The 25,806-nt window shown below is 71.3% G+C and carries 28 protein-coding genes and 2 riboswitches; of the genes, 14 read left to right on the forward strand and 14 right to left on the reverse strand.

The window, feature by feature from the left end; genetic code table 11:
- Window positions 1–118 precede the first annotated feature (118 nt).
- Both ACI1MP_RS35725 and ACI1MP_RS35730 read left to right on the forward strand, forming a co-directional pair.
- The gene (locus tag ACI1MP_RS35725) at window positions 119–1,066 is read left to right on the forward strand and encodes a pseudouridine synthase (protein ID WP_404870557.1); all 948 of its coding nucleotides are present in this window, start codon (window positions 119–121) and stop codon (window positions 1,064–1,066) included.
- 127 nt (window positions 1,067–1,193) lie between these two features.
- Entirely contained in the window at window positions 1,194–2,120 is a 927-nt protein-coding gene (locus ACI1MP_RS35730; RefSeq protein ID WP_404870558.1) for a diiron oxygenase, read from the forward strand.
- 128 nt (window positions 2,121–2,248) lie between these two features.
- Here the strand turns inward: ACI1MP_RS35730 and ACI1MP_RS35735 are convergent, their stop codons facing one another.
- Window positions 2,249–3,475, reverse strand: coding sequence for a transglycosylase family protein (locus tag ACI1MP_RS35735; protein ID WP_404870559.1), 1,227 nt, complete (start codon window positions 3,473–3,475; stop codon window positions 2,249–2,251).
- Window positions 3,476–3,478: 3 nt separating this feature from the next.
- Window positions 3,479–3,647: riboswitch (cyclic di-AMP (ydaO/yuaA leader) on the reverse strand.
- A 525-nt stretch (window positions 3,648–4,172) separates the two neighbouring features.
- On the opposite strand from ACI1MP_RS35735, the gene ACI1MP_RS35740 reads away from it, so the two are divergent.
- Together ACI1MP_RS35740 and ACI1MP_RS35745 are read left to right on the forward strand one after the other, a co-directional pair.
- A complete protein-coding gene (locus tag ACI1MP_RS35740; protein ID WP_404870560.1) occupies window positions 4,173–5,426 on the forward strand; it encodes an MFS transporter in 1,254 nt (417 codons plus the stop codon).
- Between the two features lie 97 nt (window positions 5,427–5,523).
- On the forward strand, window positions 5,524–6,888 hold the full coding sequence (locus tag ACI1MP_RS35745) for an MFS transporter (RefSeq protein WP_404870561.1): 1,365 nt from the start codon (window positions 5,524–5,526) through the stop codon (window positions 6,886–6,888).
- A 70-nt stretch (window positions 6,889–6,958) separates the two neighbouring features.
- Here the strand turns inward: ACI1MP_RS35745 and ACI1MP_RS35750 are convergent, their stop codons facing one another.
- The 3 genes from ACI1MP_RS35750 to ACI1MP_RS35760 form a co-directional block, all read right to left on the reverse strand.
- The gene (locus ACI1MP_RS35750) at window positions 6,959–7,681 is read right to left on the reverse strand and encodes a hypothetical protein (RefSeq protein ID WP_404870562.1); all 723 of its coding nucleotides are present in this window, start codon (window positions 7,679–7,681) and stop codon (window positions 6,959–6,961) included.
- A 29-nt stretch (window positions 7,682–7,710) separates the two neighbouring features.
- Entirely contained in the window at window positions 7,711–8,409 is a 699-nt protein-coding gene (locus tag ACI1MP_RS35755; protein WP_404870563.1) for a tyrosine-protein phosphatase, read from the reverse strand.
- A 133-nt stretch (window positions 8,410–8,542) separates the two neighbouring features.
- Window positions 8,543–9,991 (reverse strand): glycine hydroxymethyltransferase, encoded by a 1,449-nt coding sequence (locus tag ACI1MP_RS35760; RefSeq protein WP_404870564.1) that lies wholly within the window; start codon window positions 9,989–9,991, stop codon window positions 8,543–8,545.
- Window positions 9,992–10,021: 30 nt separating this feature from the next.
- A riboswitch (ZMP/ZTP riboswitch) is annotated at window positions 10,022–10,129 on the reverse strand.
- Between the two features lie 79 nt (window positions 10,130–10,208).
- Here ACI1MP_RS35760 and ACI1MP_RS35765 point away from each other — a divergent pair.
- The 4 genes from ACI1MP_RS35765 (at window position 10,209) to ACI1MP_RS35780 (ending at window position 11,740) form a co-directional block, all read left to right on the forward strand.
- Entirely contained in the window at window positions 10,209–10,379 is a 171-nt protein-coding gene (locus ACI1MP_RS35765) for a DUF664 domain-containing protein (RefSeq protein ID WP_404870565.1), read from the forward strand.
- A gap of 85 nt (window positions 10,380–10,464) precedes the next feature.
- Entirely contained in the window at window positions 10,465–10,956 is a 492-nt protein-coding gene (gene atpF / locus ACI1MP_RS35770) for a F0F1 ATP synthase subunit B (RefSeq protein ID WP_404870566.1), read from the forward strand.
- A 276-nt stretch (window positions 10,957–11,232) separates the two neighbouring features.
- Window positions 11,233–11,460: a hypothetical protein gene (locus ACI1MP_RS35775; protein WP_404870567.1), complete on the forward strand. Its 228-nt coding sequence runs from the start codon at window positions 11,233–11,235 to the stop codon at window positions 11,458–11,460.
- Between the two features lie 133 nt (window positions 11,461–11,593).
- A complete protein-coding gene (locus ACI1MP_RS35780) occupies window positions 11,594–11,740 on the forward strand; it encodes a hypothetical protein (protein ID WP_404870568.1) in 147 nt (48 codons plus the stop codon).
- A 57-nt stretch (window positions 11,741–11,797) separates the two neighbouring features.
- Here the strand turns inward: ACI1MP_RS35780 and ACI1MP_RS35785 are convergent, their stop codons facing one another.
- The 6 genes from ACI1MP_RS35785 to ACI1MP_RS35810 form a co-directional block, all read right to left on the reverse strand.
- The gene (locus tag ACI1MP_RS35785; protein WP_404870569.1) at window positions 11,798–12,016 is read right to left on the reverse strand and encodes a hypothetical protein; all 219 of its coding nucleotides are present in this window, start codon (window positions 12,014–12,016) and stop codon (window positions 11,798–11,800) included.
- A gap of 172 nt (window positions 12,017–12,188) precedes the next feature.
- On the reverse strand, window positions 12,189–13,274 hold the full coding sequence (locus tag ACI1MP_RS35790; protein ID WP_404870570.1) for an FUSC family protein: 1,086 nt from the start codon (window positions 13,272–13,274) through the stop codon (window positions 12,189–12,191).
- Between the two features lie 235 nt (window positions 13,275–13,509).
- Window positions 13,510–13,695 (reverse strand): hypothetical protein, encoded by a 186-nt coding sequence (locus tag ACI1MP_RS35795; protein ID WP_380338401.1) that lies wholly within the window; start codon window positions 13,693–13,695, stop codon window positions 13,510–13,512.
- A 266-nt stretch (window positions 13,696–13,961) separates the two neighbouring features.
- Entirely contained in the window at window positions 13,962–14,249 is a 288-nt protein-coding gene (locus ACI1MP_RS35800) for a hypothetical protein (protein ID WP_404870571.1), read from the reverse strand.
- Window positions 14,250–14,446: 197 nt separating this feature from the next.
- Window positions 14,447–15,109 (reverse strand): hypothetical protein, encoded by a 663-nt coding sequence (locus ACI1MP_RS35805; RefSeq protein ID WP_404870572.1) that lies wholly within the window; start codon window positions 15,107–15,109, stop codon window positions 14,447–14,449.
- A gap of 50 nt (window positions 15,110–15,159) precedes the next feature.
- Window positions 15,160–15,339: a hypothetical protein gene (locus ACI1MP_RS35810; RefSeq protein ID WP_380338403.1), complete on the reverse strand. Its 180-nt coding sequence runs from the start codon at window positions 15,337–15,339 to the stop codon at window positions 15,160–15,162.
- Window positions 15,340–15,639: 300 nt separating this feature from the next.
- On the opposite strand from ACI1MP_RS35810, the gene ACI1MP_RS35815 reads away from it, so the two are divergent.
- The 5 genes from ACI1MP_RS35815 to ACI1MP_RS35835 all read left to right on the forward strand — a co-directional run bounded on the left by ACI1MP_RS35815 (window position 15,640) and on the right by ACI1MP_RS35835 (window position 18,853).
- Window positions 15,640–15,879 (forward strand): HNH endonuclease, encoded by a 240-nt coding sequence (locus ACI1MP_RS35815; RefSeq protein WP_380338584.1) that lies wholly within the window; start codon window positions 15,640–15,642, stop codon window positions 15,877–15,879.
- Window positions 15,876–16,226 carry a hypothetical protein gene (locus tag ACI1MP_RS35820; protein ID WP_404870573.1) on the forward strand — a complete coding sequence of 117 codons (351 nt, stop codon included), beginning with the start codon at window positions 15,876–15,878 and terminating at the stop codon, window positions 16,224–16,226. The genes ACI1MP_RS35815 and ACI1MP_RS35820 overlap by 4 nt, the downstream gene beginning before the upstream one ends.
- 22 nt (window positions 16,227–16,248) lie before the next feature.
- Window positions 16,249–16,488, forward strand: a complete 240-nt coding sequence (locus ACI1MP_RS35825; protein WP_404870574.1) for a hypothetical protein — start codon at window positions 16,249–16,251, stop codon at window positions 16,486–16,488.
- A 516-nt stretch (window positions 16,489–17,004) separates the two neighbouring features.
- On the forward strand, window positions 17,005–17,361 hold the full coding sequence (locus ACI1MP_RS35830) for a hypothetical protein (protein ID WP_100589915.1): 357 nt from the start codon (window positions 17,005–17,007) through the stop codon (window positions 17,359–17,361).
- A gap of 118 nt (window positions 17,362–17,479) precedes the next feature.
- A complete protein-coding gene (locus tag ACI1MP_RS35835; protein ID WP_404870575.1) occupies window positions 17,480–18,853 on the forward strand; it encodes a hypothetical protein in 1,374 nt (457 codons plus the stop codon).
- Between the two features lie 147 nt (window positions 18,854–19,000).
- Here the strand turns inward: ACI1MP_RS35835 and ACI1MP_RS35840 are convergent, their stop codons facing one another.
- Window positions 19,001–19,810, reverse strand: coding sequence for a TetR/AcrR family transcriptional regulator C-terminal domain-containing protein (locus ACI1MP_RS35840; RefSeq protein WP_404870576.1), 810 nt, complete (start codon window positions 19,808–19,810; stop codon window positions 19,001–19,003).
- Window positions 19,811–20,092: 282 nt separating this feature from the next.
- Between ACI1MP_RS35840 and ACI1MP_RS35845 the strand changes: the two genes are divergently transcribed.
- Entirely contained in the window at window positions 20,093–21,619 is a 1,527-nt protein-coding gene (locus ACI1MP_RS35845) for an MFS transporter (protein ID WP_380338419.1), read from the forward strand.
- Window positions 21,620–21,768: 149 nt separating this feature from the next.
- Here ACI1MP_RS35845 and ACI1MP_RS35850 read toward each other — a convergent pair whose 3' ends face one another.
- The 3 genes from ACI1MP_RS35850 to ACI1MP_RS35860 all read right to left on the reverse strand — a co-directional run bounded on the left by ACI1MP_RS35850 (window position 21,769) and on the right by ACI1MP_RS35860 (window position 25,795).
- Window positions 21,769–23,397, reverse strand: coding sequence for a cellulose binding domain-containing protein (locus tag ACI1MP_RS35850; protein ID WP_404870577.1), 1,629 nt, complete (start codon window positions 23,395–23,397; stop codon window positions 21,769–21,771).
- Window positions 23,398–23,847: 450 nt separating this feature from the next.
- Complete coding sequence (locus tag ACI1MP_RS35855; protein ID WP_363483116.1) at window positions 23,848–24,780, reverse strand: lytic polysaccharide monooxygenase; 933 nt, start codon at window positions 24,778–24,780, stop codon at window positions 23,848–23,850.
- A gap of 496 nt (window positions 24,781–25,276) precedes the next feature.
- Entirely contained in the window at window positions 25,277–25,795 is a 519-nt protein-coding gene (locus ACI1MP_RS35860; protein WP_404870578.1) for a protein phosphatase, read from the reverse strand.
- Window positions 25,796–25,806: the final 11 nt, after the last annotated feature.

Below are 25,806 nucleotides of genomic sequence, written 5' to 3' on the forward strand. Positions count from 1 at the left end.
CGGGGGCGGGTACCGCCCTGCCATCGTCGCACGCCGGGCCGCCCGCGCCCAGACGGGTGTGCGCCCGCTATCGTGGGTCGGATGTGCACCCGTCGGACCGACCCCCGGACGGCGCCCGATGGCGCGTAGGCCCCCCGCCCCCGTGAGCCCGCTGCCCCAGCGCGGCGGCATCGACCCCGTCCACGTACGCCTGCCGCTCGACGGTGCGTGGCCGACCGTCCGGGCCTACCTGGAGGAGCGCTACGGCACCGCCGCGGGCCCCGGGCGGATCGCGGTGATGCTCGACGCCGGAGAATTCGTCGGCCCCGACGGACCGGTCACCGCCGGCGAGCCCTACCGGCCCGGCGGCCACGTCTGGTTCCACCGGGAGCCCGGGCCGCCCGAACCCGTGGTGCCGTTCCCGGTGGAGGTGCTGTACCGCGACGAGCGGATCGTGGTCGCGGACAAGCCGCACTACCTGGCCACCACACCGCGCGGCCGCCACGCCACCGAGACCGCGCTCGCCAGGCTGCGCCGCGACCTCGACCTGCCCCGGCTCAGCCCCGCGCACCGCCTGGACCGCCTCACCGCGGGCGTGGTGCTGTTCGTCGCCGACCCCGCCCGCCGGGGCGCCTACCAGGGACTGTTCGAACGGCGGGAGGCCGTCAAGACGTACGAGGCGATAGCCGCGCACGACCCGGCGGTGACCCTGCCGACCACGGTGCGCAACCGGCTGGTCAAGGACCACGGCCGACTGGACGCCTACGAAGTCCCGGGCGAGCCCAACGCGGAGAGCCGGGTCGAGCTGCTGGAGGCCCGCGACGGCCTCGGCCGCTACCGGCTCGCCCCGCGCACCGGCCGGACCCACCAGCTGCGGGTGCACATGAACGGGCTGGGCCTGCCGATCCTCGGCGACCCGATCTACCCCGCGCTGCTGCCCGAACAGGACTCGGAGGACTACCGGCGCCCGCTCCAACTGCTGGCGCGCTCGCTGGAGTTCACCGACCCCGTGGACGGCACGCCGCGGCGCTTCGTCAGCGGACGGGTGCTGGCGGCATGGGCGGATCCGGTCGGCTGGCGAGGCTGACAGACCCTCGGGCCGACGGTCTGCGCCTCCTTGTGCGCGGTGTATTGACGGACAGTCTAATAACTTCTACCTTCGCGGCAGTGGCACCATCCCACCCTCGACTCCGCCCCACCGCGAAGGAGCCGGCATGCCGCCCCAGCCCGCCGTCACCCCCGGCGCCCCCGACCGCGAGCGCACCGCCCCCGACCGGGAACGCACCGCCGAACGCCTGCTCGCCTCCTCCGCGAAGCTCTCGTTCAACCCGCTCAAGGACGTCGACTGGGACGCCGACCCCGTCCCCGGCGCCTACTACTGCCCGCCCCGCCACCTCTCCCTCTACGGCACCGACCTGTGGGAGCGGATGACCGAGGGCGAGCGCATCGAACTCTCCAAGCACGAGGTCGCCTCGATCGCCAGCGTCGGCATCTGGTTCGAGGAGATCCTCATGCAGATGCTGCTGCGGCACGCCTTCGACCGGGACCCCACCAGCAACCACGTCCAGTACGCGCTCACCGAGATCGCCGACGAATGCCGGCACTCGATCATGTTCGCCCGCATGATCGAAAAGATGGGCGCCCCCGCGTACGGCGCCGGATTCGTCGCCCACAACCTCGGCCGGCTGTTCAAGGCGATCTCCACCCACAGCCAGACCTTCGGCGGCACCATGTACGTCGAAGAGATCCTGGACGCGTTCCAACGCGAAATGATGAACGACGACACGCTCCAGCCGCTCACCCGGCAGGTCTCCCGGATCCACGTCATCGAGGAGGCCCGACACATCAGCTACGCCCGCGAGGAACTCGTGCGCAAGCGGCTCGGGTTCCTGCAGCGCCGGTGGGAGCAGCTGTTCCTCGGAGTGGTCATCTACTTCGCCACCACCGCGCTGATCCACCCCCGGGTCTACGCCGCCGTCGGCCTCGACCCGAAGGTCGGCAAGGCCGTCGCCCGGGCCAACCCCCACTGGCGCAGCACCAAGATCGAGATGGCCCGGAAGGTGATCGGGGTTCTGGACCGCGCCGGACTGGTCGGCGCCGCCAACCGCTGGCTGCTGCGCGCCGCCGGAGTGATCGCCTGAGCGGGGAGTGGGAGAGCGCCGGGGACGGGGCGACGGCCTCGCCGGGAACTCCGTCGAGGGAGCACCGCGGCGGCCTGCACCGCGCCGGGCCGCCGCCCCGAAGCGACGGTGGCCCGGCCTGGCAGTCCTCAGCCCAGGTTCAGCACCTGGCCCGGCTGGATCAGGTCCGGGTTCTCGCCCAGCACCTGCTTGTTGGCGTTGTAGAGCTCGGTCCAGCCGCCGTCCAGCTCGTGGGTGCGGGCGATCTTCGCCAGCGTGTCACCCGGGCCGACGGTGTACGGCTGGGCGGCCGGGGTGCCGGCCGCCGGGGTGTCGGTGGCCGGCGGGCTGCTGGTGGGCGACGTGGACGTGCTCGGCTGCAGCGCGCCGGCCGCCTGGCTCGGGTCGGTGTTCGGAGCGGTCGGCGAGGTGGTCGGTGCGGGCGACTGGTTGCCGCCGGTTCCGTTTCCGCCTCCGGTCTCGCCCTGGCCCTGGTCCTGACCCTGCCCCTGGCCGTTGCCTGCGCCGTTGTTGCTGTTGCCGTTCTCCGTCCCGTTCCCGTGCCCGTTTCCGTTGCCATTCTGGCCGTCGGAGGGCGTGGTGGGGTTCGGGGTGGGGTTCGGGCTCGGGGCGGTGCTCGGGTCGGTCGGCGGTGCCGGGACGACCGGGGTGGCCGGAGCGGTCGGGGCCTGCGCGTCCGGGGTGGTGGTCGGGGACGGTGCAGCGGTCGGCGGCTGCGGGTGCGTCAGCTGCATGTAGCGCTCGTACAGGCTCTGGTGGCTGGTCCAGAACCAGCCGCCGTTCTTCTGGTACCAGTACACGTGGGACACCGGGTCGTAGCCGGGCAGGCCGGAGAAGACCGGGGCGGCGTTCGGGGCGGCGACGGTGCCGTCCGAGGCGGTGTTGGCAGCTGCCGCGCCGCGGGCACCGCGCAGCGCACCCGACTCGTCCGCCGAGTCGTTGGTGTCCACCACGCCGGGAGCGCTGGCCACGCGCAGGTCCGACGAGTCGGCGCACGAGGCCCACGGCTGCGGGCCCTCGGTGGCCAGGATGCGTTCGGCGACCACGATCTGCTGGCTGCGGGTGGCGCCGTTGGGCAGCTCGGCGTACTGGGTGCCGCCGTAGTCGACCCAGCGCTGGGCGGTGATCTGGAGACCGCCGTACATGCCGTCGCCCGAGTCGAGACTCCAGTTGCCGCCGCTCTCGCAGTCGGCGACCCGGTCCCAGACCGCGCTGGGCGCGGCCTGTGCACCCGTCGCGGTGAGCAGTGGCAGTGCGATGCCGACACCGACGACGCCGGCCGCGGCGATGGCCCGCTCGGCGGCTTTCTCCGCCTGGCTCTGCTTACGGTGACGCCCGGAACCCGTGAAGAGCATGCTCGATCCTCTCCGCACGCCTGCGAGGTGAGCTGTCGGGTTCGGACCCGGAGGGAGGCCCGGCCGCCGTCTGCCGGTCGGAGCCGGTTCGGGCGACTTCACCCCTAGCCGTGGGGGACGGCGACGTACCTGGTTCCCCCGTCCCCGCCCAGGGTTGTGGTGATCGACCCGGCAACGCGGCGGGCAGGGTTCGGCGTTGCCGCGTGCGGGGCCCGGCGGTGCGGGCCGGACCGAGCCTATTCACTCGAACGGAGCAATCACAAGCTCATCGCGCCGGCATCACGGGCGAGTCACGCAGGTCTGGCCGGGTTCGGACGCGGAGCGCCCGGGCGCGGGCGGGGAGGCGTGGCGGCCGTGCGTGGGCGACCGGTTGGCGGGAGTTCGGAGGAGGGGGAGCGGTCTGATCGGGTGGTCGGGGGGTGGGTGGTCGGGGGGTGGGTGATCGGGCAGTCGGGGGTGGGGCGATCGGATGCGAAAGTCTGACCGATCGGTGGGATTGGGAATCGGGTGGAGGGGAAGGCGGGCGTCCGGGCTCCGGTCCCATGAATTTGACTGAACGTCAACTCGCCTGAGAAGCATGGGCAGTTGAGGTGAACCAGAGCATTGCCGACCTTGCGGATAAATCGCGCGACAGCCCGTTCGGGGGCTCCCTACCATCACGGTGATCGCTGTTCCCCGACCCGCTGTGGAGGTGCCCGTGGCTGCGCTGATTCCCGAAGTGCTCCGGGTGGAGCGCCAGTTCGCCCGTCTGTTCGTCGCTCAGTCGCTGTCCGTACTGGGGGACAGGGTGTCGTTCGTGGCGCTGCCGTTCGCAGTGCTGTCGATCGGCGGGTCAGCTGCCGATGTCGGCCTGGTGGCGGCGGCGGGCTTGCTGCCGATGCTGGTGTTCACACTGGCCGGCGGCGTGTGGGCGGACCGGATACCGAGACAGCGGATCATGCTGGTCTCCGATCTGGTGCGGTGCGCGGTCCAGACGGCTGTCGCGGTGCTGCTGCTCACCGGGACGGCCCGGGTCGGGGTGCTGGCGGCGCTGATGGTGGTGTTCGGCGTGGCGGACGCTTTCTTCCTGCCTGCCTCCACGGGGCTGCTGCCGCTGCTGGTGCCCAGTGAACGGCTGGGCGAGGCCAATGCGCTGCGCGGGTTCGTCCACTCGGCGGGGCTGGTGGTCGGCCCGGTGCTGGCCGGTGCGCTGGTTGCCGTCGCCGGCCCCGGCGGCGCACTGCTGGCGGACGCAGCGAGCTTCGCCGCCAGCGCCGCAGTGCTGGCGAGGCTCGGCACGGTGGGCGGGAGGGCCGTCACGGAGCGGGCCGAGCGCCTCGGGTTCCTGGCCGAACTCCGGGTCGGCTGGCAGCAGGTGCGCCAGCGGTCCTGGGTGTGGTCGAGCATGCTCGTGATCGCGGTCTACCACGTGGTGGTGCTGCCCTCGGTGTTCGTGCTCGGTCCGGTGCTGGCGGATCGCGAGTGGGGCGGGGCCGGCGCCTGGGCCGTGGTGGTCACCGCCTTCGGCCTCGGTGCGATCGTCGGCGACGTCTGTGCCTACCGCCTCAAACCGGCCCGTCCGATGGCGGTGGCGGCCGTCGCGATGGTGGTTGCCTCCTGTCAGGCGCTGATCATCGGATCCGGCGCTCCGGTCGTGGTGATCGCTCTGCTGGAGGCGTGCACCGGAGTCGGCGTCTCCCTGTTCTTCGTGCTGTGGGAGACGTCACTCCAGGTGCACATACCCGAGCAGATGCTGTCCCGGGTCAGCTCCTACGACCAGCTGACCGCGGAGGCGCTGATGCCGCTCGGCCTGGTGCTCGCAGGCCCGCTCTCCGACGGGATCGGCGTGCACCGGGCGCTGTTCGGCATGACCGCTCTGGCACTGCCGGCCGGCCTCGTCCTGCTCGCCCTGCCGGCGGTTCGGGGACTGCCTGCACGGCCGGCGACCATCCCTGCATCCACTAATCCATAAAAGATTGGAATATGATCGCCGATGTGCCCCCGCTCGATCGACGCCCGCGGAGCACCGCTCCACGCACCACGTCCCACGTACCACCCGGGAGTCCCCCATGTCCGTCCAGGCCCAGCCCCCACTGCCGCCCCCGGCAACCACGCCGAACGCCGCGGCGCGCACCACCCCGGCCGGCCAGCCCGGGGGCCGGCCGATCCGACTCGGGCTGCGCGCCAACATTGCACAGTTCGGCCTGCTGGTGGCGGTCAACGCCCTGGTCGGTGGCATGCTCGGCCAGGAACGGACAGTCCTGCCGCTGCTCGCGGATCAGGTCTTCCACCTGTCCGCCTACACGGGTGCGCTGACGTACATCCTGGCGTTCGGCGCGACCAAGGCGGTCACCAACTTCTTCGCCGGCACGCTCTCCGACCGGTACGGGCGCAGGCCGGTGTTGATCGCGGGCTGGCTGATCGCCCTGCCGATTCCGGCGATGCTGGCCTGGGGTCCGACCTGGGGGTGGATCGTCGCGGCGAACGTGCTGCTCGGCGTCAACCAGGGCCTCACCTGGTCCACCACCGTGATCATGAAGATCGACCTGGTCGGTCCGGCCCGGCGCGGCCTGGCGATGGGCCTCAATGAAGCGGCGGGCTACCTCGCGGTGGCCGTGACCGCGACCGGCACCGGCGCCATCGCCGCCCACTGGGGCCTGCGCCCGCAGCCCTTCCTGCTCGGCGCGGCCTACGTCGCGCTCGGCCTGGGCCTGACGGTCGCCGCCGTCCGGGAGACCCGCGAGTACGCCCGTGCAGAGGCCGCCGCCCACCCGGCCCCGGTCGCCGCCATGCCAGCGGTCACGACCCAGGCGTGCCCCGGCGGTGACCAGACGGCGGTGCTCAGCACCGCCCGAATAGCCCGCACCACCAGCCTCGGCGACCGGGCGCTGTCCAGCGCCAGCTGGGCCGGCATGGTCAACAACCTCAACGACGCGCTCGCCTGGGGCATCTTCCCGCTGCTGTACGCCGCGCACGGTCTGGAGCTCGGCCGGATCGGCATCCTGGCCGCGCTCTACCCGGCGGTGTGGGGCGCGGGGCAGATGCTCACCGGCTGGTGGTCCGACCGGATCGGCCGCAAGCACCTGATCACCGCGGGCATGCTGCTGCAGGCCGTCGCCCTCAGCCTGGTCGCGGCCGGGACCAGCTTCCCGATGTGGGCCGCGGCCCAGGCCCTGCTGGGCGCGGGCACGGCCCTGGTCTACCCGACGCTGCTGGCCGTCATCGGAGACGTCGCCCACCCCGCGTGGCGGGCGCGCGCCGTCGGCGTCTACCGGCTCTGGCGCGACGGCGGCTTCGCGGTCGGTGCGCTGATGGCCGGCATCCTCGCCGACGCGTACGGCGTGACCACCGCGATCTGGGCGGTCGCCGCGTTGACCGCGGTGGCCGGTGTCATCGTGGCGGTGCGCATGTACGAGACCCATCCGCGCCGCTGACCGGTCGTCAGCAGCGGACGGCCTCCTCGGCGGCGCGGGAACGAACATTCCGGGGAGGCCTGCGAAATAGTCACTCGAGGAAGACCGACACAATGCCCAGCACCGCCGCGAGGCCCGGCAGCACGGCGAACCAGACGAAGCCAAGGCGCAACGGAAGGCTGAGACCGTTGCGGACCGGCTCTCCGGCGCGTCGGAACCGGTCGGTGCGGCGGATGTTCAGCAGCGCGAGTCCGACGCCGGGGGCGAGGGAGAGCAGCCACAGTCCGAACAGGAACCTGGCGCTGTCGCCCACCGCACGGTCGGTGCCGAACTCGACGCAGCGGCCGGTCGGAAGGCAACTCACCTCCAGCTCGGTGCCGAGCGCGTACGGGGCGGACCTGTTCGGGAGCTGCCGGTAGCCGCCCGCCGGGTCGGCGGTGCGCGGCTCGCCGTGGCCGGAGCAGCTGTAGGTCTCGTTGCGCCCGCTGCGGCCGTTCGAGTCGCAGTGGTCCACCGTCATCCGCAGATGAGGGGTGCCGCGCCAGCCCGCCTGGTAGGTGAAGTCGGTGGCCCCGCCATAGGCGAAGCCGAAACCGAGGAAACCGATGAACAGGAGGACAGCGACCGTGAGCGCCGCCCCGCAGCCGGCCGAGAGACGAGAGTTGCCGGACCTGAGGTACCTCTCGTCCGGATCGGGCCGCCGGTCGGTTCCGTCGGGCCCGGCCGCGTCGGGCGGTTCGTCAGGCTTGTCGGGGCCTGCCGGGCGGCCAGGTCTGGTGGCGTCCATGGTTGATCCCCCGTCGGGTTCGTGCATGGTCGGCACCATAGCGCCGGAGCAGATCCCTACGGGCTGACAGCGGCGTGGAACTGGGAGCGCAGGGCGGCGAGTTCGGACGTCCGAGCGCCGTGGGCGCGCAGGTGCTCGTCCAGTGCGCCGTGCTGGGAGCGGACGGAGAGCAGGGCACGCCGCAGATGGACGGCCGCGACCGGGCGAGTGGCGTGACCGGGTGCGCCGGGGGCGGGAACGGTGAGCCCGAGCGCCGTGTTGGAACGCAGGAAGTCGGCGAGGACCTCCGGCTCCGCTGCCCCCAGCAACGACTGGATCAGCGCGACCACCACCCCGGTGCGGTCCTTGCCGGACGCGCAGTGCACCAGGACGGCCCGGCGGTCGGCGGCCAGCAGGGCCCGGACCGCCGCGACGGCCGGGCGTCCGGCGAGCTCCGCCATCAACGGGTACAGCTCGGCCTGCTCCTCGGGCCAGCGCTGCTCCGCGAAGACCGGAACGTGCAGGTAGCGGATGCCGGAGTCGCCGAGGAAGTCCGGGCGGGCGATGGTCTCCGGGGTGCTGCGAAGGTCGAGGACAGTGCGCACGCCGAGGTCGAGCAGCGCCCGGGCACCGTCGGGCGTCAGCCGGTCCAGCGCCCCGGAGCGGTACAGCACTCCATGGGGAAGTGTCCCGAGCCCGCCTGCGTCCCGGAAGTTGCGCACCCCGGGGACGGTGGGCCCGTCCATTCCCGCTGCCGTCGGTTCGTCCGCGATCATGGCGGCCATCCTAGGTGGTGGGAATGCCCGGCCCCGTCCGCGCGACCAGGGTCGTGCCGGTCGGCATTGTTCGGGCCCGCGGCCGGGGAGGCCGCGAGCCCGGAGCCGGGGTCGCAGGGGGAGGGAGGGGCGGTCAGGCGGGGGTGATGCCGGGGTAGAGCGGGTGCTCCGACAACAGGTCGACGGCACGCTTGGCGACCGCGTCGCGGACGCCGGCGTCGAGCAGGTACTGCGCCTTGGAGGAGCCGGCGGCGGAGGTCGCGGACAGTACGGTGTGGATCAGGTCCGCCACCTCGTCGAGCTCGGCGGCGCCCAGACCGCGGGTGGTGAGGGCGGGGGTGCCGAGCCGGATGCCGGAGGTGTACCAGGCGCCGTTCGGGTCCTGCGGGACGGCGTTGCGGTTGGTGACGATGCCCGAGTCCAACAGCGCCGCCTCCGCCTGGCGGCCCGTCAGGCGGTAGGAGGAGACGTCCGCCAGCACCAAGTGGTTGTCGGTGCCGTCGGTCACCAGCCGGGCGCCGCGCTTCAGCAGGCCCTCGGCCAGCGCGTGCGCGTTGTCCACCACCTGGTGGGCGTACACCTGGAACTCGGGACGCCGGGCCTCCGCGAACGCGACGGCCTTCGCGGCCATCACGTGCGACAGCGGACCGCCGAGCACCAGCGGGCAGCCCCGGTCGACGTGCTCGGCCAGCTCCGAGGTGCACAGCACCATGCCGCCGCGCGGGCCGCGCAGCGACTTGTGCGTGGTGGTGGTGACGATCTGCGCGTGCGCGACCGGGTCGAAGTCGCCGGTCAGCACCTTGCCCGCGACCAGGCCCGCGAAGTGCGCCATGTCGACCATCAGGGTCGCGCCGACCTCGTCCGCGATCTCCCGCATCCGGCGGAAGTTCACCAGCCGCGGGTACGCGGAGTATCCGGCGACCAGGATCAGCGGCTTGAACTCGAGCGCGATCCGCCGGACTTCGTCGTAGTCGACCAGTCCGGTGACGGGGTCCGTCCCGTAGCTGCGCTGGTCGAACATCTTGCCGGAGATGTTCGGTCGGAAGCCGTGCGTCAGGTGACCGCCCGCGTCCAGCGACATGCCGAGCATCCGCTGGTTGCCCAGCTCGCGGCGGAGCTCCGCCCAGTCCTGCTCGCTCAGGTCGTTGACGTTGCGCACCCCCGCCCGCCGGAGCGCCGGGCTCTCCACCCGCTGCGAGAGCACCGCCCAGAACGCCACCAGGTTGGCGTCGATCCCGGAGTGCGGCTGCACGTACGCGTGCTCGGCGCCGAACAGCTCCCGGGCGTGCTCGGCGGCCAGCGACTCCACCGTGTCGACGTTCCGGCAGCCCGCGTAGAAGCGGCGGCCCGGGGTGCCCTCCGCGTACTTGTCGCTCAGCCAGTTGCCCATCGCCAACAGCACGGCGGGCGAGGCGTAGTTCTCGCTGGCGATCAGCTTCAGCGAGGCGCGCTGGTCCTCGATCTCCGCGCCGATCGCCGCGGCGATCCGCGGTTCGACGGCGCGCACCACGTCCAGGGCGCTGCGGAAGGCGGTGTCGGCGGCAGGGCTGCCGAAGGTGTGCGGGGTCAGGGACTCGGCCAAGGCGGTCTCCTCGTACGGAACGGCGACGATTCGGACGGCCCAGGCGCTCGGCTACAGCACGTCGGAACCCGCAGGTTCCGTGCGGAGCCGCTCCCCGATGGTGAAATCCATCCCAGCGCGCCAGTCACGGCTCACCGCGATGCTACCAACCGCCCGAACCAGGTCCGGGCGCACCCCGCTCGGCCCCCGCTCCGGACAAGCAACTGCTGGAGGAACAGTGGCGCGCCGACCTCGCGGTGGCGGGCGCGTCACGGGCACCACGCTGACCGCGCACGGCGAGCAACTGTCGCTGCGGATGACGTTCCTGCACGTCACGACCGAGCACGCCCAGCACAACGAGCACGCGGACCTGCGGCGTGAGCCCATCGACGGGTTCACCGGCGCCTGACCGGCATCGAAGTGCCGTGCGGGGCAAGGCGAATGGGGTACCCCTGATCGAACGGTCAGTCAGATGACCGGATAGCATACTGAGTATGGGACCTCTCGAACCGAATGTGCCCGAGCTGATCCTCGGCCTGATTATCTTCTTCCTGCTGTTCGCGATGCTCGGCAAGGTCGTGCTGCCGCGCATCGAACGGACTCTTGCCGAACGCCACGACAAGACCGATGGCGGCCTGGTCCGGGCCGAGGCCGCCCGGGCCGAGGCCGAACGGATACGCGACGAGTTCCAGGCCGAGCTGTCCGCAGCCCGGCACGAGGCCGCCGCGATCCGGCAGACCGCCGCCGAGGAGGGCGCGGCCCTGGTCGCCGCCCTGCGCGCCGAGGGTCTCCAGCAGCGTGAGCGGCTGGTGGCCGAGGCGCAGGTCCAGCTGGCGGCCGACAAGGTGCTCGCCGAGGCCGAACTGCGCGAGGACGTCATCAAGGTGGCGACCGAGCTGGCCTCCCGGGTGGTCGGCGAGCCGCTGGCCGACCTGTCCTCGACCCGCGCCATCGCGGAGGAGTACCGCAACCGCGCCACCGTCTGACGTCCTGTCACTCGACAGCCGCAGACCCGGACGGGCCGTCCGCCCCCAGAAGTCCTGGGAGCGGACGGCCCGTTCGGCGTTCCGAGCGGCGCGACCGGACGCGCCTCAGGAGGCCGTGCCGCTCAGGCGCACGGGCCGTCGTCGGCCCACATGCCCCACTGTCCGCTACTGGCAGGGTTCTCGTTCAGAGTCCACCACTTTGCGTGCTCGGGGTGGTCGCCCCGCTGGGCCGAGGCGCGTTCGGTCGCGGCGGCACTGGCGAGGAAGGGAGATCCCGTGCTGCTCCGGGACTTCATCGCCCGCTCGATCACCGAAAACGACGACTTCGAAGCCGCGAACCTGAACTACTGGGCTCACTGGCTGGGGCCCGATTCACGTCCTCAGACCAGCGATGACCTCATGGCCGAGCAGGAACACCCCGCGTGGGACGCCTCCTCGCTGCTGCGACAGTTCGCCGTCCGGCTGGACCGCACGGGCGAGTACACCGATCTGTACGTCCATTAGATCTGGGCACTCATGCCCACCCGCCGGGGCCTGGCCGACGCAGACATCCCCCACATCAGCCGACGAGAACGCCGAGAGCCTCGAAGTCGTCGTCGCCCACAACGCGGACAAGTTGGAGTGCCTCATTCAGGCCGTGGAGTACCGCGAGCAGGGCTACCAGAACGTCCAGCCGTGGATCGACAGCAGCCTCGGCAGCCTCAAAGCCGAGTCGGTGAGCACCCTCGCCGAGGCCGCACTGACCATGACGTCCTTGGACTGGCAGAAGGTCTACCTCGGCTGACGGCTCCCACTCCATCCGACGGAGGTGGGGTGCTCCGCATCGGGGCCTCACGCTCCGTCACGACGAGAGGGCGGGGCCTGGCGTCACCCGGTACTGCTCAAGCTCTTCCGGGGGCGGGAGCGGGACGGTGATGGACAGTTCGACGGCGGCGATCTGCCGGACGAGGTAGCCCGATCGGCCGGCGGCGGCTCCGACCCAGGCTCCGGCGGTGTTCTTGGGCGTCCAGACTCCGCCGCGTTTCTCCACGGTGCCGACCTGTTCGCCCAGGCCGCGCACCACCCGGTAGTGGCCTCGGCGGCCTTCGTAGTCGAGTTCGAAGAGCCGGGGGTTCCACCGGCCGTCGGGCAGCAGGTTGGCGGGGTGGACGGCCAGGGGTGTGTCCTTCCGTCCGGGCGGGTCGAGGTGGGGCCTGGCGTCGGCGGCCGAGTTGGCTCGGAGCGCAGTCAGATCAGACTGATCGTGGCGACGACGTGGCGGTGCGCTTGGCGAGCAGGCTCGCGAGCATGATGACGATCAGACCGGTCCCCACCCCGCACAACGTCCACAGCACCCGGTAGCCCTCCGCGGCATAATCGGAGGGCTGCGGAAGGTCCACAAGGACGAGCACCCCCGCGGCGATTGCCGCAGAGTAGAGCGCGTAGTTGTAAAAGCGAATCGCCGCCCCGTGCATCAGCAGGACAAGCGCGACCACTTCGAGTCCACGCTCGACCGCGAACAGTCTGAGTCCGTGTTCACTGGCCGGCACCAGCAGCAACAGCGCAGCCGCGACCGCACCGATCAGCGTGCCAGCGAGGCGCTGCGCAGCTACGAGCGTGCTCTGACCCAGGCTCGGCTTCATCGCGACCATGGCTGCGATCGGCATCCAATAGCCGTGCGACAGGTTCAGTCCGAACGCAAGCGCGACGGTGCCGCCGATGGCCATGGCGCGGATCACCGCGAACATGACCATCGGCCCGGTCAGCTTCTTCCGCGAGGTATCGCCGGGGAGCTCTGCGACCGGCTGGGGCCGGTCCTCGCGTCCGCGGATCAGCCACGCAAGGAACGTCACCGCGATCCACAGCGCCGAGCCCCCAGCCCAGGCGAGCACCTGGGCCCAGGTGTAACTGGTGATGCGGGCATGCTGATGGAAGCTGGATGCGAGCCCGATGGTGACAATGAACCAGAGGTTGAGAAGCAGAGCTGCGACGAATCTGTGCACCCCGAACGCGGCCGCCAGGCCGGCCACCAGCGTGACCATGAAAGCCGCAAGCACCAGCCAGCCCCAGGCGTCTGCCCCGATGCCGAACCCCAACGCGGTCACCCCAGCGCCGATCAGCGCAAAGACGGCGATGTGGGACGCGCGGTGCCCGTAGCCGCCTCCCGGGTCGGCCAGCCCCGCGAAGAGCAGGCCGAACAGCGCGCTGAAAAGGTACTGCTCATGCCCGATCGCCCAGAAGACGAGCAGTGGCACCAGCGCGGCGTCCAGGAACATCACCGCGCGCGGCCAGTTGATCCCCGCGGGGCTGAGCTTGAACACGTTCGAGAGCCAGCTCATGATCTTCCTCCAATGAACGGGCCCGATCAACGCCTCACGACCTGTGCACCATGAGCCTCGGCGACCCGGACCGTGATCAACAAGCAAAGCGTGACGACCAGACACACCCCGCCCCCACCGGGGCGGGGGCGGGGGCGGGGTCTGGTGTCAGCGGTGTGCAGGCCCGGACGGTGCGGCCGCGTGTGGTTTCGTCTTGAAGCCACAATCGATGACCAGGCCGCACGGCCCTGCAGGCTCAGCCGTTGGTGTGCTCGTACGCCTCAAGCCAGCTGATACGCGGACCGACGAGGCCGACGGCAACCGAGCCCGCCTGCAACCCGGCCGACGACGACGGCTCGTCATGAGCCACCGCAGCAGTCGGTACGGCGGCGACCACCGCTGCCGCCAGGGCCACGGTCGCGGCAATCTTGGAGAGGTTCATTCGAAGGTTCATCTCAGGGACTCCGATCGTTTCTGGACGTAAGCCGGCCGGACCGGGTGGACGCGTGCCGCCCGGGGAGGCACGGAGAACATTTGCATGCGATGTGATGTCAATTCCTGATGTCGCAATTCGGTTGGGGCAAGCGGGTGCGCTTTCTCCCTCGTCCAGGTGACTCCGGCTTCGCCCGTTCCGGCCGCTTTCCCTCAGCGGCGGGCTCGGGCACTTTGCCGCCGAAGCCGTCCACGGGACGGGGGCGATGTCTGGTGTCAGCGGTGGGTGGTGCGCAGGTGGCGTCGGCGTTTCTCGTCCACGCAGCCCTTGCCGGGGCTCGGGATCGTCCAGCCGCAGGTGCACACGGCCTTGGAGTACGTGCGGCGGGCGCAGCCGTCGGTCAGCGGCTTGTTGTGGCTGGTGTGCTTGTGGGCGGGCAGTCGGTGTCGTCGGCATGGTGGTCGGTGCGGGGCCTGGCGTCCTTCGGCGGCCTGCTTCAGCGGGGCCCACTCGGCTTCCTGGGAGGCCCACTCGTCCTCGGTGAGGCCGTCGCCGACGCACACGGGTTCGGTGTGGTGGAACCAGGTCTCCCAGTCCTGCTCGACCGGACATCCGGCGTGGCCTGGGCGGCTTCGGAGGTGTCGGCTTCGACGGGCACCACGTGCACGGTGATGACGTCCACCGCCACGATGTACTTGGGATGCTGCTCTCCTGTCTGCTCGGGGCGGGCCTGGTGCCGACCGGGGGCGGGGCCTGGTGTCTACGCGGCCTGGGCGGTGGCCGGCAGTGAGGCGTTGAGGGCTCGGAGTACGGCTTCGGCCATGGCGGGGGTGAGGTGCGAGCACGTGATCTCGACGCTGCCGAACCGGGCGCGGTGGACGTTGACGACGGCGTGGGGCGATGCCCAGGACGTTCCGGGGCCCTGGCTCCAGCGCAGGGTGCGGGTGGTGTCCTCGTCGTGGCGGCGGCTCGCGGTGCTGGACGGCTGGCTGGCGGTGAGCGGCACGGTCTTCAACCTGCGGGCGACGGCGGTGACTTCGTGCACGTCGGTGAGGTGCTGGTGCTGCCTGCGGCTCATCTCGGCGACCGCCGCGTTCAGGGTGGGCAGCAGCAGCCGCTGGACGTCGACGGCGACCTTGGCCCGGGTGACGGTGATGTCCCCGGCGTCCAGGCCGTGGCGGTCGTAGTAGGTGCCGTCGGGGAGAGCGACGTTCACCAACCACCGGTCGCGGCGCAGACGTTCCTGCTGAATCAGGACGCACGCCCCGTCCTCGGCGCGGACCAGCTCGACGCACGGGTGCCGGCCCGGTATCCGCCGGGGTTCGACGGTCCATTCGTCGGCACCGAGGGCGTGGGCGAGCCCCTCGGCGAGCGCCAGCAGTTCGGCGCGGAGCGGGGCGAGTTCGTCTCGGAAGGTGGGCACTGGTGTTTCCTGCGGCGGTGCGGGGGTGGGGCCTGGTGTGGCAGCGGACGTTACGCAGCGAGCAACTGCGGTGCGCGGACGTCGGGTTCGTGGCCGTCGCTGTACCCGGACTCGCGGTCGTTGCTCTCGAAGATATCCAGGGCGTCGGCTTCGGCGGCCTCAGGGCTGTCGGCGTCCAGCTGGTAGAGGTAGGTCTCGGTGTTGTCGATGCGGACGGTGTAGCGGGGCACTGCGGTCTCCTGTGGGTGGCGCGGGGCGGGGGCTGGGGCCCGGCCGGCGTCGGGGTGTTCCGTTGTGGAGGCGGTTCGCGCGCGGGCGCGCACGCGATGCGGCGGCACTCCGGCCGGCCTCCCGGCGCGCCCCCGCCAGGGCAACGCTCCCCGATCGGTCCTCTCTCCCCGGTTGTGGTCGAGCGCCTGGCAGGGCGCCGCGCTCAAGGAGGCTTCCGTGTCCGCGAGTTCACGCCGTAGCACCCCCTTCCCCCGCACTGGGCCCGCCTTCGCCGCGCGGTGACGAACCGCGACGGCTGGATGTGCCGGCACGTCCGATACGACACCGGCGAGATCTGCGCCGAGCCCGCCCGCCACTGCGACCACATCGTCCCCGCCTCCGAAGGCGGCAGCGACGACCCCTCCAATCTCCGCGTGCCGTGCGACTGGCATGTGCTCCGCAAGGACGCCGCCGACGCCGACCGCGCCCGCCAGAGGACTGCCGCGAGCCGCTGGAAGCCTGCCCGAACCTGCCGACCGCATCTCAGGGAGGTCCGTTGAAGGTCGATCCGGCTCTGAAGGATCCACAGGCGGTTCGGGTCGCGCTCATCGAGTTGCACGAAACCGAACTCGACCTCGAACCGGGCGACTTGGTGGCGATCGACATCGCCGCGGCCATGCTCGCCCGCGCTGCCCAGCTCGACGCCGTGGTCAAGCGCGAAGGCCGGATGATCCCCGGCGGCAACCGCGCCGGGATGATGGTCCTGCAGTCCGGGATTGCGCAGGCCCGGACGAACCGGTCAAGCGCGGCCGGCCACCTCGCCAAGATCCGCGGTGAGGGCGAGGGCCTCAAGCGCGGCCACAACGTCCGCGACGCCGTCGATGCCCGCTGGGGCAACCGCGCCTGACGAACCCCCACCATGAGCCACCATGGCATGGCAGCTCTTGAACTTGCCGCGCAAATCGAACGTCGTCAAAACTTCGAGCAGCTGCCCACCACGGCGGCTTTCATCGCGCGATCCGGAGGTAGACATGGCGGACGAGCAGACGAACGACGAAGGCACGGCACCCAAGAAGGACGGCTTCGCCAATGGCGAGGTAATCAGCATTGAGGGTGAGGAGCACGTCGTCGTCAGGGAAGACGAAATCACGGGCGTCATCGAGCGCTGACAGGTGATCAATGGCTCCAGCCTCCCGGAAGGAGGTTGGAGCCATTGCTCGTTCCGGCGAGAGCGTCCCAGGCCCGCTGTCCACCCTCCGCATGCCGATCTCGAAGGGGCCCGCCGTGGCACGCCGCAGGACCCGGGCCGTCGGCCCATCGGACGAGGCCCTGCGCATCGCCCGCACGATCGTCTACTGCGAAGCCTGCCTGGACGCCGAAGTCCCGCACGTCGTCGCGCACGAACTGTGGGCCCACGACATGAAGTTGCCCTTCGCGGCCGGCACACACATCTCGGTGGAGGCGGCCAGGCTGCTGGAGGAGCGCGCGCACCGCGAGACAGGCGGGATGCGAGAACCCGCCGTAGGCGCGGACGGACACCGAAGCCGAGCCAGTCGCCGCTTCACACCCCTGGCTCACCTGCACGGGTGGTTTGACATCTGGTGCCGCGAATGTCGAGGAAGGCACTCATAGCCTGAGCCCCGTACGTCGAACGACAGCACATGCGGCACTTCCGAGGAGCGTAGATGCCCAACTTCCAGCTCGGTGAAGTCCCCACCGGCTTCGTGTTCAACGAAAGCGACGGCCTCATCCACTACAGGTACGGACTTCTCCTGCCTATCCCTCAGCCCAACCAGACCGGCGTATGGGGCGACGCCTACTTCAGCCTCGGCTCCAGCTGGGTCGATGTGCGGCTGAAGGTGCAGTTCCACAACGGCACGACCTGGCTCCCCGCCAAGGACTGGGACGTCAGTCAGGGTGGCGCCCGCGTCACCGAGAAGCTCCCCAAGGGGATCCAGAAGATTCACGTCGGGCGTGTGAAGAAGAGCAGCAGCGACGTGGTGGACGACAACCCGGTCGGGTGGCTCATCGAATACGTCTGACGGATCCGGGCTCACCATGCCGCGCCCCGGACTGGCCTCGCGCCGGACCGGGGCGCGTCGCGTTGTCCCACCCTCGGCGCAGGACCAGGGCTGTGTGCCTGAGTTGAGAAGGGCAGCCGTGATCATCTATGGGCCCGTCCGCACGATCGCGGACACCGTCCCGCATCTGCATCGCACGCTGGCAGGCGAGTTGCTGCGCTGGTCAGCCCGCGCGTTCCGGCCGGACTGGGAGTACACGCCGGAGCAGTGCCGCACCCTGGCGCGCTGGTACGAGTTGCGAGACGACGCCGTGCCTGAGGACCCGAACGACCCGGAGACGTGGGGCCGGGCATTCCGCCAGGAGTCCGGCACCCTGCGCCGCCTCAAGGGCTGGGGCAAGGATCCGGCGATGGTCTCGGTCTACGCGGTACGCGGCGGGGTCCGCGAATCCGCGGCGGCCTCCCGCGTCCTGTCGATCGCCTTCTACCGACTGGTGCGGGAGCTGGAGACCGGCCGCGTGATCGGCGGCCCCGGCTACCGCCCCGGGGCCTCGCTCGGCTCCCTGTGGGCCGACTTCAACAAGGCGACGGGCAGGCGGACCGGCTCCGGGCTGTCAACGCCGCTGCCAGTGGACACCCGCAACTCCTTCCCCGTCGCCAACCTCAAGCGTGAGGCCCAGCGGGCCGAGAACGCGTTCCGCGCCGAGGTCACCGACCGCGTCGAGAAGCACGAGCGCGAGCGCGCCGGCTGGGGCTCGGCCGCTCTGGACGACGCCGAGCTGGTCGTCCGGGAGAAGGAGTTCCTGGACTCCGTGCGCACCGGCAGCGCGGGGGCGGGCGGGATGCTCGCCCAGGACGGCGGCCGGGACATGATCCACATCGCCCTGCAGAACGACCCCGGAGCGATCGGCTACTACCGCAAGACCGACGCGAGCCGCTGCTACTTCTGCGCGCTCATGGCCGCCGGAGGCGCGGTCTACAAGCCGAAACGCACCGCCGCGTTCGGCACCAACCCCCACTGCCGCTGCCAGGCCGTGCCGACCTTCTCCCGCCACTACCAGCTTTCCTCCGAGAACGGGAAGTTCGCCCGGATGTGGCGGGACTTCGGGGGCGGGTCGCTGGCCGACTGGCGCAGCTACTACTCCGGTGGAAGGCCTTCTGTCCGGTGGCATCCATCACCGCCACGGCGTCCGGCGGGCCGTTGTCCTCCGGTATCAGGTACGGCGCGGAGGCGTATCAGTTGGAGCCGAGCGTGTCGGCGGTGGCGGCCTTCGCGGGCCCGGACGCGGTGGCGGCGGCCACGCCGACCGGCCAGCAGGCCGAACACGGACAGCGCGACCGCGAGGGCGCGGCGCGGCCGACAGCGACGGCGCGTCGGGGCGTCGACGGCAGGAGGGTGTGGGGGAGTGCGCGTTCCATCGAAGGCCTCTCCCGGAGGCGGCGAGGACGGCGGCCCGGGGCGCGAAGTGGGGGCGCGCGGCCGGGTCAACGGTCGGGTACCGAGCCGAGGTTGACGTGACTTGCCGCTGGTGTAGACCTGTGCTGAATCGCCGTCAACCCTTGCTGACTCCCGCTGCTCGGCCCTTGAAGCCCGACGCCGAACTGCTCTGATGCTCGATACAGCCGTCAGCCGTCAGCCGTCAGCCGTCAGTCGTCAGCCGTCAGCCGCCCGCGCCGGCCGCTCCGTCCGTCTGGCCGTGCCAGGCCCGGTCGTCGGACGCCGGGCCGGGGCGGTCGGGTGCGGCCGCCGGCATCGGCGTCGGCGCGTTCGCCGGGAGGAAGGACTCCAGGCCGCGCAGGAACACCTCGATCTTGAAGGCGTACCGCTGGTCGCCGTCGCCCTCCATCATGGCGTCCGCCATGCGCTGCAGGGTCGGGAAGCGCTCGGCCGGCAGGTCGTGCAGGTAGCCGCGCAACTGGTCGAAGTAGGCGCCGAGATCGGTGCCCCGGGCCAGTCGCTCGTTGTACACCCAGGCCTCGTACGCATCGGTGTCGATGATCTGGCCCAGGGCGTCCAGCGCCCAGGCCGCCACCTGCGGGGGCAGGCCGACCTGGAGCAGCAGGTCGAGCAGGAACTCGGTGATCCGCAACTGGCTCTCGCCCACCGGGATGCTGCCCAGCGACACCAGCGCCACGTCCCGATGGGCCGTCAGCACCCGCTGCGCCTCGAAGCAGATCTCGGTGATCTGCTCCTTCCAGCGCTCGGGCTCCGGCCGGAGCGGCAGGCGGATCTCCGCCGTGACCTGCTCCAGCATCAGGTCGAACAGCTCCTCCTTGTTGGAGACGTGCGCGTACAGCGAGGCCGGGCCGGTGCCGAGCTCCTGCGCGACCCGGCGCATCGTCACCCCGGCCAGGCCCTCGGCGTCCAGCACGCGGATCGCCGTGTCGACGATCAGCGAGCGGCTGAGCGGCTGGCGCGGGTCGGCCTTGCGTGGCTTGTGCCACGGGATCGCGGGCATCTGCGCGGGCATCGGGCCACCTGCTTTCGCTGAACGTTCTACCGTCGATCATCGTACTCGGGGCGAACGCCGTTCGACCGGTGGGCGAAGCATCCGGTTCGGGGACGGGTTCCAGGGGGCTCAAGTGCTGGTCAAGGCACTCGGGGACGAGTCCGGGTCGGTCTCCGGGAGAAGTCGGGGTAAATCCGTTTGACGGGAACGCCGCTCGGCTCGTAGAACAGTGTTCGTTAGAAGAAACACCGTTCACTGCGCGGCCCCAGTCCACCGCGCCCTGGCATTCAGCAGGAGTATGCAATGACCGACGCGGTCGGACTTTCACCTTCGGCGACACCGCCCTCCGCGGGCGGGGCCGAACCCTACCGTTGGCGCTGGGTCGCGCTGTTCGTCATCCTCGCCGCCGAGGTGATGGACCTGCTCGACTCCCTGGTGACGAACATCGCCGCCCCCGCGATCCGGCAGGACATCGGCGGTGGCGAGTCAACGATCCAGTGGCTCGGCGCCGGCTACACGCTGGCGATGGCGATCGGCCTGATCACCGGCGGCCGGCTCGGCGACATCTTCGGTCGTCGCCGGATGTTCATGCTCGGCGCGGCCGGGTTCACGCTCGGCTCGCTCGCTTGCGGCGTGGCCCAGGAGCCCTGGCAGCTGATCGCCGCCCGGATCGCCCAGGGCCTGCTCGGCGCGGTGATGCTCCCTCAGGGCCTCGGCATCATGAAGGAGATCTTCTCGCCGAAGGAGCAGGGCGCGGCCTTCGGCATGTTCGGTCCGGTGATGGGCCTGTCCACGGTCGGCGGCCCGATCCTGGCCGGCTGGCTGATCGACGCCGACTTCGCCGGCACCGGCTGGCGGATGATCTTCCTGATCAACATCCCGCTGGGCCTGTTCGCCTTCATAGGCGGCCGGGTCTTCCTCCCGGCGCAGGCGGAGGGCCGGACGGTCCGGCTCGACCTGGTCGGCGCGCTGCTCGCGGCCGTCGGCGCGGCCACCGTGATCTACCCGCTGGTGCAGGGCCGTGAGCACGACTGGCCGCTGTGGGCGTTCGCGCTGCTGGCGGTCGGCGTGGCGGTGTTCGGTGTGTTCGGGTGGTACGAGTCGCGGCGCAAGGCCGTCGGAGCGGATCCGCTGGTCGAGCCGAGCCTGTTCGCCAAGCGCGGCTTCAGCGGCGGCATGGTGCTCGGTCTGATCTTCTTCACCGCCATGACGGGCTTCTGGCTGACGTTCAGCCTCTACACCCAGCTGGGCCTGCACTACAGCCCGCTGAAGTCCGGCCTGGCGGGAGTGCCCGCCTCGGTCGGCATGGTGATCGCGTTCGTCGCCTCCCAGGCGCTGCAGCGCTTCGGCCGCAAGGTGATGCACGCAGGGTTGCTGGTGATGCTGGCCGGCGTGCTCGGCCTGATGTACACGCTGCACAGCCAGGGCGCGGGCGTCACCCCGTGGCAGACGGTGCCCGCGCTGCTGGTCACCGGACTGGGCATGGGCCTGGTGATGGCCCCGTTCTTCGGCATGGTGCTGGCCTCGGTGGACGCGCACGAGACCGGCTCCGCCTCGGGCACGCTGACGGCCGTTCAGCAACTGGGCGGCGCGCTCGGCAGCGCCATCCTCGGCACGGTGTTCTTCGAGCGGCTGAAGACGGCCGACTTTGCCGGCGCCGAGCAGCTCACCCTCTGGTCCGAGATCGCGATGCTGGTCGCGGTGTTCGCCGCCATATTCCTGCTCCCCAAGCACGCCCGCCCCGAGGACGGCGAGGGCGCGCCCGAGGGGAGCGCCGACGCCGCGGCCACGGTCGACGTCCGCAAGGAGGGGGAGCACCAGCCGGTGTGACGCCACGTCAATGACCGGCCGGTCGGCCGCCCTCGGGCACCAGGTGCCAGGGCGACCGACCGGCCGGCCACTCGAATCAACCCGACTCGGCCGACGACGCGCGCCGACCGTCAGCCTCAGCCGCCGCCGACGTGCGCCGACCGTCAGCCTCAGCCGTTGTACGCGGCGAACATCTTCGAGAACTGGTAGGGGGTCTGCGGAATGTTGGTGCACTTGGGCAGTGAGCCGGTGCAGGCGTTGGCGTCCCGGGTCATCTCCCAGAAGGCCAGTTCGCCGAGGTGGTTCTGCTGGGCGAAGGTGAGCAGCTGCTGGGCGTCGGAGATACCGAACACCTCGGAGGCGGTGTCGTTCTGGCCGAGCATCGGGGTGACACCGACCATGGCGTAGGCCTGAGCGTCCGTCAGGTTGGTCCAGACGGAGCGGATCTGCGCCTGGGTGGACTGCGCGGACTGGATCGCGTAGGCGCCCATCTTGCCGGCGGGGCTCGGGGCGGCCCAGTCGCCGAAGTCCATCGCCATGACGTTGACCAGGTCCACGGCCAGGCCGGCGTTCTTCGCGGACTGCAGGATGTAGACGCCGTCGGCGGTGAGGCCGCTGGGCAGCACCGGCAGGGTCAGGCTGACCTTCAGGTCGCGGCCCTTGGCGCGCTGCGCGGCCTGCACCTGGGCCAGCGCGGCGGAGCGGCGGTCGACGGAGGCGTGGTCGGTGACGGCGGTGCCCTCGATGTCGAAGTCGACGCGGTCCAGCGCGTAGACGTCCACCACCTTCTGGTACTGCGCGGCGAGCGAGGCCACGGTGGTGCAGGACTGCGCGAGTTCGGTGCCGTTGGCGCCACCGAACGACGGGCGGACGTCGCCGCCGGCGGCCCGGATGGCGTCCATGTCGGCCTTGTCCCAGCCGGTGGTGGCGTCGTACGCGCCGAACCAGCTGGCGGTGCAGGTCTGGCTGCCGTTGATGATGAAGGCCAGCGAGAACTCCTTGAGTCCGCTGGCGGCGGCGAGCGCGGGCAGGCTGGGCGTCGGGTAGGCGCCGAGGTCGACGTAGGGCGCGGCGGTGCCGGGCGTGGTGCCGGTCCCGGCGGTGGCGGTCGCGGCGGCGGAGGCGGCGGACTCGTTGCCGGCGGCGTCGAAGGCGCTGACGGTGAAGGTGTGGCTGCTGCCTTGGAGCAGGCCGCGGACGGTCGCGCTGGTGCCGGTGACGGTGGCGACGACGGCGCTGCCCTCGCGCACGTGGTAGCCGGCCACGCCGACGTTGTCGGTGGAGGCGTTCCAGCCGAGGGTGATGCTGCCGGGCCCGGCGGCGGTGCTGTGCAGGTTGCCGGGCACGGTCGGCGCGGCGTTGTCGGCGGGCGCGCCGGCGCACGGCTGGTTGTTGATGGTGCAGTTGGCGGGCGCGGTCTGGGTGGCGCCGCTGGTGACACCGAAGCCGACGGCGGGGGCGCTGGCCCCGGGGGCGAGCGGCGAGGCCCAGGCCGGCGAGGTCACCGTGTAGTGGGTGCCGGTGGAGGTGCTGGTGGAGGTGAGGGTGCCGTTCCACAGGCTGGAGACGGTCTCGCCGGTCGGCAGGTCGAAGGAGAGCGACCAGTTGTTGACGGTCGTGTTGGTGTGGTTGGTGACGGTGTAGCTGGCCTGGAAGCCGTTCGACCAGCTCTGGGTCACGGCGTAGTCGGCGACCAGTCCGGAGGCTCCGGCGGCGTTGGCCGTGCCTGCCGCGGTGGCGGCCAGCGGCGCGACGAGCAGGGCCGCGGTGGCGGCGAGAGACAGGGTGACGCGCCTCATGGGCGGGTTCTCCTCGACGGTGTGGGGGAGTGGGGTGGTGCGCTGGTGCTGGGGGCGGACTCAAGATGGTCCAGACCAATTGGGGCCGTCAAGGTGGAAACCTGCGGCTTTGCCCAGAATTGACGGTTCATCAAGGTGCTGGCGCGGCAGGTTGCTTCGGCCGAAAGGTGCCGGGCCGGACGGCGGCAGGCGGCGGCGGGTCGCTTCGGGGCGGTCCCGGCTGATCGGGGCTGCCGCGCGGGAAGGCCATCGCGCGGAGGGTCGCGGCGGCGGAAGGCCGGGGCGGGAGAAGGCCGGAGCGGGAGAAGGCCATGGCGGCGGTGGGTCGCGCGGCGGCAGAGCGAGGGGGTGGAAGGTCGTGGTGACGGAAGGCGCGGCCCCCGAACTGTGGGGGATGGGGCCGCGCCACCCGCCCGACCCGTGTGGGTCAGGCGTTCATGGGCCGTCAGGTCAGGCGGTGACGGCGGTGTTGCGCATCCGGCGGGCCAGGAGGACGCCCGACGCGGTGGCGGCCAGCAGACCGGCGCCGGCGACGCCGAGCAGCAGGTTGTCGCTGCCGGACGCGTGGACGGACGCGGCGGTGTTGGTCGAGGTGGTGCCGGCCGCCGCCTCCTGGGCGGTCAGCGCGTCGCCGCCGTGGCCCGCGTGGGAGACGGAGGAGTACGCGGCGCCGGCGCTGATCTGCGCCTCGGTGGGCGCGGACGGGGTCTGGGCGGCGAGCGCGCCGGCCGCGGCGGTGGTGCCCGAGCCGAAGTCGACGTCGGAGCAGCCGAAGAACGCCTCCGGGCTGTCCGTGCGCTGCCACACCATGTAGACGATCTGGCGGCCGGTGCGCTGCGGCAGGTTGGCGGCGACGTTGTAGTAGCCGTTGTCCGAGGTGCGCGGGCTGGCGAAGGTGGCGATCGGGTTCGCCAGGTCCAGGTTCGACCACTTCAGCGGCTGGGTCGGGTTGTAGCTGCTGTTGGTGATGTACAGCGTCATGACGCCCTGGTGGGGCGCGGTGACGCGGAAGTTGAAGGTCTTCGCGCCGGCCGTCACCGGGGTGGCGGCCCAGTCGGTGCGGGCCCAGTCCAGGGCGCGGTACTTGTCGCGGTTCGCGGAGCAGAGGTGGCCGTCGGGGATGATCTGCCGGGCCTGCCCGTTGGCGTTGGCGATGTTGACCTCGTTCCAGTCGTACAGCGGCTGGGTGCCGCTGTCCGCGACGAGGTCCTTGCAGACCTGGGACTTGGGGGTCTCGGGGCCCTCCGCGTAGCAGGAGGCGATACGGCTGGCGGGGCCGAACATGGCGCCGTGGGCTCCGGCGGTGCCGGCGGCGAAGGTGGTGGCGACCAGGGCGCCCGCGCCCACCGCGGACGCGGTGAGCAGACGACGGGACCAGGACATGGTTCTCCTCGGAAAGGTGCCGGGTCGATGGTGGGGGAAAAGGGGCAGGCGCATGCCCGCCCGACGCCCACGGGAGCGACCCGGGGGCGGCGCGGTGTGGACCCGGCACACCGCGATCGGACCGAAGGCTACGATTGGCCTATACCAATTGACAAGTGTCTGCCAGTTTCGACCGGAGCCCCGGTGGCGGCATTCGGCCACCCGCAACGTCCTTGGCACGTTCCCGACCTGGCGTTGTGTCAGAAGCCGCCGACCACGCTCTCGGCGATAAGCACCAGCGGAATCGGCCTCCCACCAGCCCCGCAACCTACCGTCGCCGTACCCGCCCGGCTACGCCAGCCCGCTCGCGCGGCTACCTCCGCCTGTCCGCCAGGGGTGTGCGACGACTCCGACGGATAAGAAGGTCATAAGCCGCCGATAACCATGGGGCAAGCTGCCGGAGCCCGGCCGACAGCCCGTCAGCAGTGACCCGCCGACGCCGCGTCAGCCTTCGAGGTCAGCCTTCGAGCGCCGTCAGCGAGCCGAGCAGCCGCGCCGTGTCGAGTCCGGTCTCCAGGTACGCGACGAACAGTTCGTTGTTCAAGGCCCATGGCGAACGCCGGGCCCGTACTCGGCGGATCGCCTCGGCGGGGTGCGCGCCCAGTTCGACCAGCGCCTGCGCCACCACCAGCCCGGACCGGTCGTAGCCGGAGCGGCAGCGCACCAGCACCCTGCGCCCGGCCGCCACCGCATCCGCCGTGTGCGTGGCAGCGTCCTGGACGGCGGCCAACTGCCCGGCGTCCAGCGGGCCGTCCGACACCTCGGCGACGAAGTGCTCGACGCCGGGCGCGGGGCCGTGGCCGGGGGCGGTGAACAGGCTGACCACCAGCTCGAATTCGCCGTCGACCCGGACCGGGTGGCGTTGCCCGGCCGGGTCGCGCCAGTGGTGGCCGCCCATCCAGAGCCCGGGCGCCACCTCGTTCCACGGCGTCTCCGGCTCCGGCGTGCCGTGGTCGCCCCTTCGGCGGGTCTTCATGTCACTGCCTC

The sequence above is a fragment of the Kitasatospora griseola genome (assembly GCF_044999035.1).
GTDB classification, from domain to species: Bacteria; Actinomycetota; Actinomycetes; order Streptomycetales; family Streptomycetaceae; genus Kitasatospora; species Kitasatospora griseola.